Annotated in this window: 13 protein-coding genes; 7 read left to right on the forward strand and 6 right to left on the reverse strand. The window is 62.9% G+C overall.

The window, feature by feature from the left end; genetic code table 11:
- Positions 1 to 12 precede the first annotated feature (12 nt).
- The 4 genes from rfaH to metN all read right to left on the reverse strand — a co-directional run bounded on the left by rfaH (position 13) and on the right by metN (position 3,115).
- Positions 13 to 513 carry a transcription/translation regulatory transformer protein RfaH gene (gene rfaH, locus AB7E19_RS00205; RefSeq protein WP_010673182.1) on the reverse strand — a complete coding sequence of 167 codons (501 nt, stop codon included), beginning with the start codon at positions 511 to 513 and terminating at the stop codon, positions 13 to 15.
- A gap of 97 nt (positions 514 to 610) precedes the next feature.
- Complete coding sequence (gene metQ / locus AB7E19_RS00210; protein WP_010673183.1) at positions 611 to 1,411, reverse strand: methionine ABC transporter substrate-binding lipoprotein MetQ; 801 nt, start codon at positions 1,409 to 1,411, stop codon at positions 611 to 613.
- A gap of 26 nt (positions 1,412 to 1,437) precedes the next feature.
- Positions 1,438 to 2,091: a methionine ABC transporter permease gene (locus AB7E19_RS00215; protein WP_029313844.1), complete on the reverse strand. Its 654-nt coding sequence runs from the start codon at positions 2,089 to 2,091 to the stop codon at positions 1,438 to 1,440.
- Positions 2,072 to 3,115 carry a methionine ABC transporter ATP-binding protein MetN gene (gene metN, locus AB7E19_RS00220; protein ID WP_103261496.1) on the reverse strand — a complete coding sequence of 348 codons (1,044 nt, stop codon included), beginning with the start codon at positions 3,113 to 3,115 and terminating at the stop codon, positions 2,072 to 2,074. Before metN ends, AB7E19_RS00215 begins: the two co-directional genes overlap by 20 nt.
- A gap of 472 nt (positions 3,116 to 3,587) precedes the next feature.
- Between metN and AB7E19_RS00225 the strand changes: the two genes are divergently transcribed.
- Positions 3,588 to 4,043, forward strand: coding sequence for a hypothetical protein (locus tag AB7E19_RS00225; RefSeq protein WP_039040959.1), 456 nt, complete (start codon positions 3,588 to 3,590; stop codon positions 4,041 to 4,043).
- 52 nt (positions 4,044 to 4,095) lie between these two features.
- On the opposite strand, the gene ppgK is transcribed toward AB7E19_RS00225, so the two are convergent.
- Together ppgK and queG are read right to left on the reverse strand one after the other, a co-directional pair.
- Positions 4,096 to 4,839, reverse strand: coding sequence for a polyphosphate--glucose phosphotransferase (gene ppgK / locus AB7E19_RS00230; RefSeq protein ID WP_151028723.1), 744 nt, complete (start codon positions 4,837 to 4,839; stop codon positions 4,096 to 4,098).
- A gap of 83 nt (positions 4,840 to 4,922) precedes the next feature.
- Positions 4,923 to 6,077: a tRNA epoxyqueuosine(34) reductase QueG gene (queG, locus tag AB7E19_RS00235; protein WP_322131019.1), complete on the reverse strand. Its 1,155-nt coding sequence runs from the start codon at positions 6,075 to 6,077 to the stop codon at positions 4,923 to 4,925.
- 99 nt (positions 6,078 to 6,176) lie between these two features.
- Here queG and AB7E19_RS00240 point away from each other — a divergent pair, with 99 nt between their 5' ends.
- The 6 genes from AB7E19_RS00240 (at position 6,177) to hfq (ending at position 13,047) form a co-directional block, all read left to right on the forward strand.
- The gene (locus AB7E19_RS00240; RefSeq protein ID WP_322131018.1) at positions 6,177 to 7,679 is read left to right on the forward strand and encodes an NAD(P)H-hydrate dehydratase; all 1,503 of its coding nucleotides are present in this window, start codon (positions 6,177 to 6,179) and stop codon (positions 7,677 to 7,679) included.
- A gap of 17 nt (positions 7,680 to 7,696) precedes the next feature.
- A complete protein-coding gene (gene tsaE, locus AB7E19_RS00245; RefSeq protein WP_069651841.1) occupies positions 7,697 to 8,170 on the forward strand; it encodes a tRNA (adenosine(37)-N6)-threonylcarbamoyltransferase complex ATPase subunit type 1 TsaE in 474 nt (157 codons plus the stop codon).
- Entirely contained in the window at positions 8,161 to 9,711 is a 1,551-nt protein-coding gene (locus AB7E19_RS00250; RefSeq protein WP_322131017.1) for an N-acetylmuramoyl-L-alanine amidase, read from the forward strand. Before tsaE ends, AB7E19_RS00250 begins: the two co-directional genes overlap by 10 nt.
- Positions 9,712 to 9,817: 106 nt before the next feature.
- Positions 9,818 to 11,701 (forward strand): DNA mismatch repair endonuclease MutL, encoded by a 1,884-nt coding sequence (mutL, locus tag AB7E19_RS00255; protein WP_322131016.1) that lies wholly within the window; start codon positions 9,818 to 9,820, stop codon positions 11,699 to 11,701.
- A gap of 92 nt (positions 11,702 to 11,793) precedes the next feature.
- Positions 11,794 to 12,711 carry a tRNA (adenosine(37)-N6)-dimethylallyltransferase MiaA gene (gene miaA / locus AB7E19_RS00260; protein WP_080770083.1) on the forward strand — a complete coding sequence of 306 codons (918 nt, stop codon included), beginning with the start codon at positions 11,794 to 11,796 and terminating at the stop codon, positions 12,709 to 12,711.
- Positions 12,712 to 12,783: 72 nt separating this feature from the next.
- Positions 12,784 to 13,047 (forward strand): RNA chaperone Hfq, encoded by a 264-nt coding sequence (gene hfq / locus AB7E19_RS00265; protein WP_011704864.1) that lies wholly within the window; start codon positions 12,784 to 12,786, stop codon positions 13,045 to 13,047.
- The last annotated feature ends 43 nt before the right edge of the window (positions 13,048 to 13,090 follow it).

Consider the following 13,090-nt stretch of genomic DNA (forward strand, 5'->3'; position numbering starts at 1 on the left):
CGACAGGACGGTTCACTCCAGGCGGCGGAAGGCCTGGTTTTCGAAGCTGCTGCAGGTCTCCTGGTTGAGCAGGTTGACCAGCAGGATGGCCCGCTTTTCGCCATCCGGTTCCAGATAGATGGCTTCAAACCCGGCGAGGGGGCCGGATTCGATAAGTACCTTGTCTCCCTGGGTCGGCAGACGGGCATAGCTGGCGCGCGCCTCGTCGCTGTCGTCCCGGCTCATGAGCCGGTAGATCAGCTGGCTGCTGACGGGGGTCCACTCCTTGCCGAAGTGGATGATGCGACTGATGCCCCGGGTCGATTTCAGGGTGACCGGGGTGACCTCTTCCAGATCCACGTAGATGAAGAGATAGTTGGGGAACATGGGCTCGCGCTGGGGCACGCGCTTGCCTCGCCGCAGTTTTTCAATCTCGACCATGGGGTAATAGGATTCAACGCCCTGGGCTGCCAGATGGGCGCGGGCGCGGGCCTCTTCCTTGGGTTTGCAGTAGGCCAGATACCATTTCTTCATTGTTGTTCTGTTTTTCGTGTTGCCGTGCTTCTGGCTATGATAACGGGGGTAAAAAAAAAGGCCACGCTTGACGTGGCCTTTTTTCCAGAGTGAGTGATTACCAACCTTTCACCAGACCGCCCTTGAACAGTTCGGTCCCCTTCTTGAAGACCTCGTCGGTCTGGAAGGACTGGACGAACTCCTTGACCTTCTCGTCGTCCTTGTTGTTCTCGCGAGCAACGATCAGGTTGACGTAGGGGGACTCCTTGTCTTCGACAAACAGGCCGTTCTCGGTGGGGGTCAGACCAATCTGACCGGCGAAGGTGTTGTTGATGATGGCCAGATCCACGTCTTCCAGGGAGCGCGGCAGTTGTGCGGCTTCCAGCTCGACGATCTTGAAGTTGCGCGGGTTGCTGGCGATGTCCAGTACGGTCGCTTCCAGACCGGCACCCTCTTTCAGCTTCAGCAGGCCCTGCTTCTCCAGCAGGATCAGGGAACGACCCAGGTTGGTCGGATCGTTCGGCACCGCGATCTGGGCACCGTCTTTCAGCTCGGACAGGGCCTTGACCTTCTTGGAGTAACCGGCGATCGGGTAGACGAAGGTGTTGCCGACCGGCACCAGCTTGAAGCCGCGATCACGGATCTGGGCATCCAGGTAGGGCTTGTGCTGGAAGGCGTTGACGTCGACGCTGCCGTCGTTCAGGGCCACGTTCGGGGTGACGTAGTCGGAGAAGGTGACCACTTCGACGGTCAGGCCGTATTTTTCCTTGGCCACCTTGGCCGCGGTCTCAACCAGCTCGGTCTCGGGACCGGCGATGGCGCCCACCTTCAGGGTCTTGTTCTCTTCCTTCTGGCCGCAACCGACCAGTACCAGGGTTGCCAGCAGCGCAGCTGCTGCGGATTTGATGCCCAATTTCATAAAAACCTCCTGTCAGAAATCGACGATTAACGATGATCACATTGTTTGACCAGGCGCTCACCCGCGCTCTGGATGAGTTGAACCAGCACCACCAGAATGACCACGGTGACCAGCATGACGGTGGGATCGAAACGCTGGTAGCCGTAGCGAATACCCACATCACCGAGACCACCGCCTCCGATGGCACCTGCCATGGCGGAGTAGTTCACCAGGGTGACGAGGGTGATGATGACACTGTTGAGGATCCCCGGCAGGGCCTCGGGCAGCAGCACCTTGGCGATGATTTGCAGGGGCTTGGCCCCCATGGCCTTGGCCGCTTCCAGCAGGCCGTCAGGCACTTCCATCAGAGCCCCTTCCACCAGGCGGGCGATGAAGGGGATGCAGCCCACGGTCAGCGGCACGATGGCGGCGATGGTACCGATGCTGGTGCCGACGATGAAGCGGGTCAACGGAATGATGGCGACCAGCAGAATGATGAAGGGCACCGAGCGACCGACGTTGACGATGACGCCCAGGACCTTGTTGAGCAGCGGATTGGCCAGGATCTGTCCTGCCTTGGTCACGTGCAGCGCCACGCCGAGCGGCAGGCCGAGCAGGCAGCCGAACAGGGCGGAGGCAAACACCATGATGAGGGTGTCGCCCAGAGCCGAAATCAGCAGATTAATCATTGCTTCGGACATAACCCATTACCTCCAGCTGAATGTGGTTGTCGATGAGGAACTGCTGGGTGGCCTCGCACTGGGCCTCGTCCCCGAACAGTTCCGCCAGCAGGAAGCCGAACTTGACGCCACCGGCGTATTCGATGTCTGCGCTCAGGATGCTGATGTCGATGTTGAAACGGCGGCTCGCCTCGGAAATCAGCGGCGAATCCACCGTGGTCCCGGTAAAGCCGAGCTTCACCAGGGGATAGCTGCCGGGCACCCGCTCGGCACTCATCCGATCCTGATACTCCTGGGGCACTTCCAGGTGGATGGTGGAGTGGATGAAATCCCGGGCCAGCTGGGTCTTGGCATTGCTGAAGAACCAGGCCACTTCCCCCTGCTCGATGAGATGGCCGTCGCTGATGATGGCCACTTCGTCGCAGATCCCCTTCACCACGTCCATTTCGTGGGTGATGAGCAGTATGGTGAGCCCCAGCTTGACGTTGATCTCCTTGAGCAGGGTCAGGATCGAGCGGGTGGTCTGCGGGTCGAGGGCCGAGGTGGCCTCGTCACACAGCAGGACCTTGGGAGCCGGTGCCAGGGCACGGGCGATGGCGACGCGCTGCTTCTGCCCGCCGGAGAGCTCGGACGGATAGGCGTGGGCACGGGCTTCCAGCCCGACCAGGGCCAGCAGTTCGCTGACCCGGCTCTGGATCTTGTCCTTGCTCCAGCCCGCCAGCTCCAGCGGGAAGGCGATGTTGGCGGAGACGGTGCGAGAGGCCAGCAGGTTGAAGTGCTGGAAGATCATGCCGATCTGGCGACGAGCCTGAGTCAGATCCCGCTCGCTCAGGGCGACCAGGTCCTGGCCATCGACGATGACCTGCCCCTCGGTGGGGCGCTCCAGCAGGTTGACGCAGCGGATAAGGGTACTCTTGCCGGCCCCGGAGGCACCGATCACCCCGAAGATCTTGCCTTGGGGCACATGCAGGCTCACGTCACGCAGGGCGTGCACGGCATCACTGCCTTTACCGTAGACTTTGTTGAGACCGATCAACTTAATCATGGATTCTTCCGTGCTAACAGCCTTAAAGCACAGGGCGCTACAGGCGGGTAAATTGGGCAGAGGTTTCACTGGGTAGCTCTGTCATCATGGAGGATGATGCTAAGATGTCCGGATGGCTGTGTCAACGCATGTTTTTACGTCTAGACGTCTAAAAAATGGATAAGGATTCCCGCCATTTGACTATGGTGTGGAGGTATCACCACCAGCATCAATATTAGATTCCGATTTGATGACTCCAGTCCGAATATAAGCTGGTAAATATCTTTTATGTCGTCGATTTGATGTCTCCCCTTCGGACAAGGTGCCCGGTTGTCCGGGCAGCCTCGCTGCCGGTTTCCCCTTCCTCCTGCTGTCTCTTTTTCTGCTTTCTTTTCCATCTCCTTGATGCAGAACAATAAATGACCAGTTCGTGGCCGTGTCGACATGCCAGCTCCCTATACTGGCTGCAGGTGGATGCCAGGAGGGAGGCGAGATGCGATTCCAACAGATCAAGGACCTGATGCTCTATCTCGAGGAGCTTCATCATCGGCAAGGGCGCATTTACGGGCGCCAGATCCCCCGGGTGGATGCTGAGCGCAGCAGGATGTTGCTGGCCTATCTGCAAGGGCGGGAGGATGCCGCGGCGGCTCATCTGCACGATTATCGCGAGCAGATGGGCAGCGCGGTGAAGGAGACCTGGCTGGATCAGGGGTTTGGCGAGGATCTGCTGGCCGAGGGGGATCGTCTGGCGCTGCCCGCCACAACCCAGCCCGCGGAGATAGTGGCCCTGGTGTCACGCCAGGAGGAGAGGCTCATCGGCGAGCTGGAACGTCTGGCCCGGGAGTGCCCCACGCCCGACACGGCGGCGCTGCTGAAAGCCCTGGCCTCCATGGCCCAATCCCGCCTGACCCGTCTGGTACACGGTGCTCATCGCCTCGACGATCTCTGAGCCCGGATGAGAGAGACCCGGCACGGGCCGGGTCTTCTGATGTTGCTGGCGGTCAGCCCCCTTGCCGGGCCGCGCCATAGAGGGCGGCGCCTATGATGCCGGCCTGGTTGAGGTTCGCGGCCGCCACCAGGGGAGCCCGGGTCTCAATCTTGTCGATGAACTTGTCGAGCTTGGCGGCGCTGCCGCCCCCCAGGATGAAGAGGTCGGGGGAGAACAGAAACTCCAGGCGAGCCAGGTATTTGTTGAAACGTTTGCCCCAGCGGCCCCAGGAAAGATCCTCGCGCTTGCGTACCGCATCGGAGCAATAGTGTTCGGCCACCATGCCTTCCAGCATCAGGTGACCCAGCTCGGTATTGGGCAGCAACTGGCCATTGACGAAGACGGCGGTACCGATGCCGGTGCCGACGGTGATGAGAATGATGACCCCCTGGCGATCCTGCCCGGTGCCAAAGCGCATCTCCGCCAGACCGGCCGCATCGGCGTCGTTCAGGACATGGCAGGGCAGGCCGGTCACATCGGCAAACAGGTGGGCGGCATCGGTCTCAATCCAGCTCTTGTCGATGTTGGAGGCATTCTTGGCGATGCCGTTGTGGATGGTGGCGGGAAAACCGCACCCCACGGGCCCCTTCCATTCGAAGTGCTCGACCAGCGCCTTGAGGGTGTGTGCCACGGCGGCCGGGGTTGCCGGTTGCGGTGTGGCGATGCGGTGGCGTTCGCCAATCAGCTCCCCGGTTTCGGTGTCGACCAGGCAGCCCTTGATCCCGGACCCCCCAATATCTACTCCCAGCATCTGCATCAGAATCTTCCTTTTATTGTGCCGATGTTCAATGGTCGGCAGAGCATGAAAAAATGGCTGCGATCCGGCAAGGGCCAGATCACTTATGCGTGATCCGGCAGACCTTTTTCGATGCAGCGGATCAGCAATCGCGTCTTTTTATTCTCTTCCTGCTGACGCCTGGCCAGGGTCGCCAGCGCCCACTCGATATGCTCGGCCACCATGGGCGCAGCCTCAGGCAGCGCCTGTTGCAGGGCGGCCAGGACCTCGCTGCTGGCCGGCCCGTTGCCAAGGGCCACTGCCAGGTTGCGGCGCCAGCGCTGATAGCCGATGCGGCGGATGGGGCTGCCTTCCGTGTGCTTGAGAAATTCGGCCTCGCTCCAGCGCCACAGCACTAGCAGGGGAGGGCGATGCAGGTCGGGGCGGGGGCTGAAATCGGGTTCGGGGCTGGCATCGGCATAGCGGTTCCAGGGGCAGATGAGCTGGCAGTCGTCACAGCCATAGATGCGATTGCCCATGAGCGGCCTGAACTCCTCGGGAATGGGGCCGTCATTCTCGATGGTGAGATAGGAGATGCAGCGCCGTCCGTCTACCACATAGGGGGCGATGATGGCACCGGTGGGGCAGATGTTGATGCAGGCCACGCACTTGCCACACAGCTCCTTCTCCACCGGGACATCCACGGGCAGCGGCAGGGCGATGAGCAATTCTCCCAGAAAGAAGAAGGAGCCGGCGGACTCGTTGATCAGCAGTGAGTGCTTTCCCACCCAGCCAAGGCCGGCCTTGGCCGCCAGCGGCCGTTCCAGAATAGGGGCCGAGTCGACGAAGGGGCGCCACTCGCCCAGGGTTTGTCCCGCTGCCTGCAACAGGGTTTCGCACCGCAGCTCGATGCGCTCCCCCAACTGTTTGAGCCGGTTGCGCAGCACCTTGTGGTAGTCGCGGCCGAGGGCATAGCGGCTGATGTAGCCGAGGGTGGGATCGCGCAGGGTGGCGGCAAAGCCCGCCTCGAACGGGAGGTAGTTCATCCGCACCGAGATGACCCGCAAGGTGCCCGGCAACAGCTCGTGGGGGCGGGCCCTCATCATGCCGTGGCGCGCCATGTAGTCCATGGTGCCGTGATAACCGGCATCCAGCCAGGCCTGCAACTTCGGCTCTTCCAGGGTGAGGTCGGTGTCGGCGATGCCGACCTGGTCAAATCCTAGCTCCCTTGCCCAGAGCTTGATATCGTGGGCCAGTTGCGCAAGTTCGGCAGCCGTCATGCAGCATCCCCCCTCTGCCTGCAGGAGTGTGGCAGGCGCAGGGCGGCAATATGGCGTGCCAGTTGCCGGGTCATGGGATGATGAAACGTGGGGGCCGTCATGGTAGAGGTGTTCGGGGACGCTATCCGAAAAAATGAGTGGGAGAGTCTAGCACAACCCCTGTGGCGGGCCGAGCAGATCCGCAGCATGGAACGGCGCTGGGCCGAGCAGGAGGGGCTTCCCCTCTATGTGCTGATGGAGCGGGCCGGGAATGCGCTGTGCAACTATGCCTGTCACCACTGGCCCGACAGCCGTCAGTGGTGGATCTTCGTTGGCCCTGGCAACAACGGTGGGGATGGCTACGTGCTGGCCCGCCTTGCCCGGCGCATCGGCCTCGAGCCTTTGGTGATTGCCGCCCGGGCTCCCGGCCTGCTGAGGGGAGATGCCAGGCGGGCTGCCGAAGAGTGGCTCGCATCGGGGGGGAGCGTGACCATGGCCGAGGATCTGCTGCCCACCACGCTGCCGCCGCCGGATCTGGTCATAGACGCACTGCTCGGTACCGGCGTCCAGCTTCCCCTCTCCTCGTCAATGACAAAGATCGTCGCAACAATCAATGGCTTGAACGCGCCCGTGCTGGCGGTGGATCTCCCCTCCGGTCTCCATGCCGACACCGGCCGCGCCATGGGCGCACTGGTGCGTGCCACCCGCACCCTCACCTTCATCGGCATCAAGCAGGGCATGCTCACCGCCGACGGGGTAGACGGAGTCGGTCACCTCGACCGGGATCCCCTGGGAGTGATGCCGGGGGAGGAACGGGCTCCCGCTGCCGAGCGGATCGATTATCCCAGCCTCAAGGGGTTGCTGACCCCGCGCAGGCGCTCGGCTCACAAGGGACACAGCGGCAAGGTACTGCTGACGGGGGGGAACCTCGGCATGCAGGGGGCCATCCTGCTGGCGGGTCAGGCCTGTCTGCGGGCGGGGGCGGGATTGGTACGCCTGCGCCAGCACCCGGATTGTCCTGCGGCCAGCCTGGTTCAACCCGAGCTGATGGGATGCCCGGCGGACATGGATGAAGGGTGGGCATCGGTGCAGGTACTGGGCCCCGGGCTCGGTCAGGATGGGTGGGGCCGGGCCCGGTTCGAACAGGGCATCGGAGCCGCCGTGCCACTGGTATTGGACGCCGATGGATTGAATTGGCTGGCGCAGGCCCCCCGTCATCAGGATAATTGGGTGCTCACACCCCACCCCGGGGAGGCGGCTCGCCTGCTGGGCTGCACCATCGCCGAGGTCGAGGGGGACAGGTTTGCGGCCGTCTCGCGGCTGCAACAGCGCTACGGTGGCGTGGTGCTGCTCAAGGGGGCGGGGTCGCTCATCTGCGACGGCAGGCGCATTTCCCTGTGCGACGAGGGCAACCCCGGCATGGCCAGTGGCGGCATGGGTGACCTCTTGTCTGGTATAATCGCCGCCCTTCTGGCTCAGGGCTGGTCTGCGGGCATGGCCACCCGACTCGGGGCCGTGATCCACGCAGAGGCCGCCGACCTGGCCGCCGCCGAGGGTGAGAGGGGCATGCTGGCATCGGATCTGCTGCCTTGGATCCGTCGTCTGGTCAATCCGACACAGTAACAAGTAACAAGAAGAACATGGCAAAAACCTTGATGATGACACTGCCGGACGAGGCAGCAACAGTGGCGCTGGGTGGCCGTCTGGCAAAGGCGTGCCAGCAGGCCACCACGGTATTTCTGCACGGTGCCCTCGGGGCCGGCAAAACCACCCTGACCCGAGGCTGGGTGCAGGGACTGGGTCATGAGGGCAAGGTCAAGAGTCCGACCTATACCCTGGTGGAGCCCTATGAGCTTGCCCAGTGGCAGGTCTATCACTTCGATCTCTATCGACTGGCCGACCCGGAAGAGCTGGAGTTCATGGGCATTCGCGACTATTTCGCCGCCGATACCCTCTGCCTGGTGGAGTGGCCACAGAAGGGCGACGGCTGGCTGCCAGCCCCGGATCTCGAGATCACCCTGAGTTATGCAAACGAGCAGCGCGAGGTGCAGATTGATGCCCGTACTGCTATCGGCGAAGCCATTCTGGAACGGTTGTCATCTCAGTGCGCGTGATCCTTGTCTTTGTTCTCTCCCTGATGGCATTGCCCACCTGGGCCAATCAGCTCAAGAGTGTGCGGGTGTGGCCATCACCGGACAACACCCGGGTGGTGCTCGACATGAGCAGCGCCCCCAATTTCAACTACTTCACCCTGACCGGTCCGAACCGTCTGGTCATCGACCTGAAAGGGGCGAGCAACGCCACCAACCTGGCCCGCATCGAGAACAAGAGCGAGCTGGTGCGCAAGATCCGCGAGAGCACGCCGCTGGAGAAGGGCGGCCTGCGACTGGTGCTGGATCTCGGCTCTGCCATCAAGCCGGTGGTCTTCCCGCTGGCGCCGGCAGGCCCCTATGGCCACCGTCTGGTGATCGATCTTCCCTATGAAGAGAAGGGGAGTACCGCGGCGCAGCCCGCTCCCGTCGGGGGGCATGGCAAGGCCATCGTCATTGCCATCGACCCTGGTCACGGCGGGGAAGACCCGGGCTCCATCGGCCCGCGCCGCACCTACGAGAAGCGGGTGACCCTGGCGGTCTCCCAGAAGCTGGCGGCCCTCATCGACCGGGAGCCCGGCATGCGCGCCGTGCTGACCCGCCGTGGCGACTACTTCGTCGATCTCAACAAACGCTCCGAGATTGCCCGCAAGGCCAAGGCTGACCTGCTGGTGTCGGTGCATGCCGACAGCTTCCACAACTCGACTCCTCGCGGCGCCTCCGTCTGGGTGCTGTCGACCAACCGCGCCAACCGCGAGATGGGTAGCTGGCTCGAGAAGCAGGAGAAGCAGGGGGAGCTGCTGGGGGGCGTTGGCAAGGTATTGGCCGAGTCTGATCCCAACCCCTATCTGGCGCAGACCTTCCTGGATCTCTCCATGGACAAGTCGCGGGCTGAAGGCTATGACGTCAGCCGCCAGATCCTGCGCTCGCTCGGCCGGGTGGCCAGATTGCACAAGAAGGCGCCGGAACATGCGAGCCTGGCGGTGCTGAAGGCGCCGGACATCCCATCGGTACTGGTGGAAACCGGCTTTATCTCGAACCACGCCGAGGAGAAGCTGCTGGCCACCGCCAGCTATCAGGATCAGCTGGCCCGGGCCATCTTCGAGGGGATCCGCAACTATTACCGCAGCCATCCGACCAAGGGGCCCATGCTCACCGGCAAGGGCCAGGTTGCCGCCCCGCCGCGTCAGGCGCCTGCCAGCAAGCCGGTCGCCGTCAGCAAGCCGGCTGCCCAGCCAACGCAGCAGGTCGTGACCAACCGGATGCCGGCGAGCGAGCCCTATCGCGTCGGTGATGGCGGCGCCCCGGTCAGCAGTGTCGGCAGCGCCTCCGGTGCCGGCGTGATCAAACCTTACAAGGTCGCAGCCCAGGAGCCGAGTGCGCCGGTTGCCAGCGTGCAGAGCAACGACAAGTCCAACATGATCCGCCACGTGGTCACCCGTGGCCAGAGCCTCTCCCGTCTCGCCGAGAAACATGGGGTGAGTCAGGCCCGACTGGTGGAGATCAACAAGCTCAAGTCACGGGACATCCAGATAGGGCAGGTGCTCTATATTCCGCGAAAATAGCGCGGGCTGAAGAACGCCGCCCTTCTCTGCCGATGGCAGGGAGGGGCGGTGAGCGTTGATGGCGCCAGGTCCACCTCTTCCCCTTTTTCATCTGCAGGAGCAAGCGATGCCAATCCGTATATTGCCGCCGATTCTGGCCAACCAGATTGCTGCCGGTGAGGTCGTGGAGCGGCCCTCCTCCGTGGTGAAGGAACTGGTGGAAAACAGCCTGGATGCGGGGGCCGACCGGGTCGAGATCGACATCGACAAGGGCGGTGCCAAGCTTATCCGCATTCGCGACAATGGCGGTGGCGTCGCCAAGGATGAGCTGGTGCTGGCGCTGTCGCGCCACGCCACCTCCAAGGTGGCGACTCTCGACGATCTGGAAGGGATCAACAGCCTGGGCTTTCGCGGCGAGGCGCTCGCCTCCATCAGTTCGGTCTCCCGTCTCACCTTCACCTCCCGTACGGCGGAGCAGAGCGAGGCCTGGCAGGCACAGGCGGAAGGGCGTGAGATGAGCGTCACCGTCAAGCCGGCGGCCCACCCGGTGGGCACCACGGTGGAGGTGGTGGATCTCTTCTTCAACACCCCGGCGCGGCGCAAGTTCATGCGCAGCGAAAAGACCGAATTTGCCCACATCGACGAACTGGTGCGCCGCATCGCGCTCTCCCGCTTCGACGCTACCCTGATCCTGCGCCACAACGGCAAGGTGGTGCGCCAGTACAAGGCGGCCAACACGGTGGCGGAGCAGGAGCGCCGCCTCGCCGCCGTCTGCGGTTCCCCCTTCATGCACCATGCCCTGGCGGTATCGAGCGAACACAGCGACGTGCGGTTGTGGGGCTGGCTGGCCACCCCGGCAGGAGCCAGGCCGCAGAACGACCTGCAATACAGCTATGTCAATGGCCGCATGATGCGGGACAAGCTCATCAATCACGCCATTCGCCAAGCCTATGACGAGCTGCTGCCCGCCGATCGCTTCGCGGCCTATGTGCTCTATATCGAGCTGGATCCCCGCCAGGTGGATGTCAACGTCCATCCGGCCAAGCACGAAGTGCGTTTCCATCAGGCGCGTCTCATCCACGATTTCATCTTCCAGGCGCTGTTTACCGCCCTGCGCCAGGACGGGGCAGGGAGCGCCACCGATGCACCCCTGGCCGAGACCCAGGTCGAGCTGCCGGGCAGCCCGGAGATCACCTATCCGGGTCAGGCGCCGCGCACCGAGTGGTACGGTGCCGAACACGGCTATCGAGCTCCTGCCCCTGCGCGAGATGGCGACGGCGTGCGGGAAGGCGGTGGTGGCAGGGGAGGACACTACCAGCCTCCCGAACCCCCGAGCCGGGCCGCCATGCGAGGCATGGGCGCCTTGCTCACCACCCTGCCCGAGGTGGCGATGCCGGCATCCCGGCCCGTAGCCGAGAGCGGTGCCGTCGAGACGCCAGCCCGAACGGGGGAGTGGCGCGCCCTGAGCCTGGTCGAGCAGGCCTATCTGCTGATGGAGCGTCAGGGGCAGCTGGCGCTGCTCTCCCTGGTGCGCGCCGAGCGTCTGTTGTTGCGCCACTGGCTGCTGGATGCCTGGGGCCAGGGGTTGGCGGCCCAGCCTTTGTTGCTGCCGGTCTCCTTCAAGCTGCCGAAAAACCTGGTCGCCCTGGTGGAGGAGCGGGAACGTCTGCTCAAACGCATGGGGCTGGAGTTGAAAAGCGGGGGACGCGACACCATGATCCTGACTCGGGTGCCCGCCCTGCTGCGCCAGACCGATCTGGCCCGCCTCTTACCCGAATTGTTGCAGCTGGTCGAGAGCGGATCTGACAGTGATGCCGATGCGCAGGCTGGGGTACTATGCCAGTGGTTGGTGGAACAAGGCATAAGTGCCGAAAAAATATACGATTTTGCCACTGCCACCCGGTTGTTGACGGAACTTGTTGCCGATTTCAGTGACCAACTGGCAGACGTTCGCATGGTGCGTCCGTTGCCGCTGGCGAACGTGCTGGCCGAGTTTGCCGATGGCAACTGACGGCGTCTCGTCGTCTGCTGCATCCATATGACCAGTTTTATGCCGGCTCGCCCGTGAAGGGGCGGCCGAAGGGAGTGTTAAACGTGGCTGACTTGCCGACTGCAATTTTTCTGATGGGGCCGACGGCCTCCGGCAAGACGGATCTCGCCATTGAACTGTGCCAGGCCCTGCCCTGCGACATCATCAGCGTGGACTCCGCGCTCATCTATCGCGGCATGGACATAGGCACAGCCAAGCCGACGCCAGCCGAGCTGGCGCAGGCCCCGCATCGGCTGATCGACATCCTGGATCCCGCCATGAGCTATTCGGCGGCGGATTTTTGCAAGGATGCCCTGCGGGAGATGAAAGAGATCGCCGACCGTGGCCGCATTCCGCTGCTGGTGGGCGGCACCATGCTCTATTTCAAGGCGCTGCTGGAGGGGCTTTCTCCGCTGCCTTCCGCCGATCCCGCCATTCGGGCCGGCATCGAGGAAGAGGCTGCCCGCCTCGGCTGGCAGGCGCTCCATGACGAACTGGTGCGCATCGACCCGGTGGCCGGTGCCCGCATCCACCCCAACGATCCCCAGCGCCTGTGCCGGGCGCTCGAGGTTTACCGCATCAGCGGCAAGACCCTCACCGAGCTGACCCAGGTACAGGGAGAGGGGCTGCCCTACCGGGCGCTGCAGTTTGCCATCGCGCCGAGGGATCGGGCCGTGCTGCACCAGCGCATCGAACAGCGGTTTGACAAGATGCTGGGCAGCGGCTTCGAGCAGGAGGTCAGGGCGCTTTACGAGCGGGGGGATCTCACCCCGGATCTTCCCTCCATTCGCTGCGTGGGATACCGCCAAATGTGGGACTACCTGGCGGGGGAAGTGGAGTATGATGAGATGCGTTATCGCGGCATTGTTGCCACCCGCCAGTTGGCCAAGCGTCAGATGACCTGGTTGCGCGGTTGGCCTGATGTGACCTGGTTGGAATCTGGTGAGTCTGGCAATCTGGCCAGGGTCGTCGCCCAAGCTGGTCCGGCTTGACACTCCTGTATAATCAGGTTGTTATATTGAATATCCGGTGTTTAAAAACAACAAACTATAAGGAAAAGAAAGATGGCTAAGGGGCAATCTCTCCAAGACCCGTTTTTGAATGCGCTGCGCCGTGAGCGTATTCCTGTTTCTATCTATTTGGTGAACGGCATCAAACTGCAGGGTCAGATCGAATCGTTTGACCAGTTTGTCATTCTGCTGAAGAACACCGTGAGCCAGATGGTCTACAAGCACGCCATTTCCACCGTGGTGCCGGCCCGTGCCGTCAACCATCACCAGCACGCCCCGGGCGCCGCCGGTGAAGAGCAGGGTGAAGCCGAGGCGTGATATCCTGCGGCGAGTTCACTCGCCAACTCAGATCCATCATGAT

Origin of the sequence: Aeromonas sp., assembly GCF_050252055.1 — a bacterium.
GTDB lineage: Bacteria > Pseudomonadota > Gammaproteobacteria > Enterobacterales > Aeromonadaceae > Aeromonas > Aeromonas caviae.

What these genes read in the sequence shown, in the direction of transcription:
- rfaH (WP_010673182.1), bottom strand. Translation starts at nt 513, where the DNA reads ATGAAGAAATGGTATCTGGCCTACTGCAAACCCAAGGAAGAGGCCCGC.
- metQ (WP_010673183.1), bottom strand. Translation starts at nt 1,411, where the DNA reads ATGAAATTGGGCATCAAATCCGCAGCAGCTGCGCTGCTGGCAACCCTG.
- AB7E19_RS00215 (WP_029313844.1), bottom strand. Translation starts at nt 2,091, where the DNA reads ATGTCCGAAGCAATGATTAATCTGCTGATTTCGGCTCTGGGCGACACC.
- metN (WP_103261496.1), bottom strand. Translation starts at nt 3,115, where the DNA reads ATGATTAAGTTGATCGGTCTCAACAAAGTCTACGGTAAAGGCAGTGAT.
- AB7E19_RS00225 (WP_039040959.1), top strand. Translation starts at nt 3,588, where the DNA reads ATGCGATTCCAACAGATCAAGGACCTGATGCTCTATCTCGAGGAGCTT.
- ppgK (WP_151028723.1), bottom strand. Translation starts at nt 4,839, where the DNA reads ATGCAGATGCTGGGAGTAGATATTGGGGGGTCCGGGATCAAGGGCTGC.
- queG (WP_322131019.1), bottom strand. Translation starts at nt 6,077, where the DNA reads ATGACGGCTGCCGAACTTGCGCAACTGGCCCACGATATCAAGCTCTGG.
- AB7E19_RS00240 (WP_322131018.1), top strand. Translation starts at nt 6,177, where the DNA reads ATGGTAGAGGTGTTCGGGGACGCTATCCGAAAAAATGAGTGGGAGAGT.
- tsaE (WP_069651841.1), top strand. Translation starts at nt 7,697, where the DNA reads ATGGCAAAAACCTTGATGATGACACTGCCGGACGAGGCAGCAACAGTG.
- mutL (WP_322131016.1), top strand. Translation starts at nt 9,818, where the DNA reads ATGCCAATCCGTATATTGCCGCCGATTCTGGCCAACCAGATTGCTGCC.
- hfq (WP_011704864.1), top strand. Translation starts at nt 12,784, where the DNA reads ATGGCTAAGGGGCAATCTCTCCAAGACCCGTTTTTGAATGCGCTGCGC.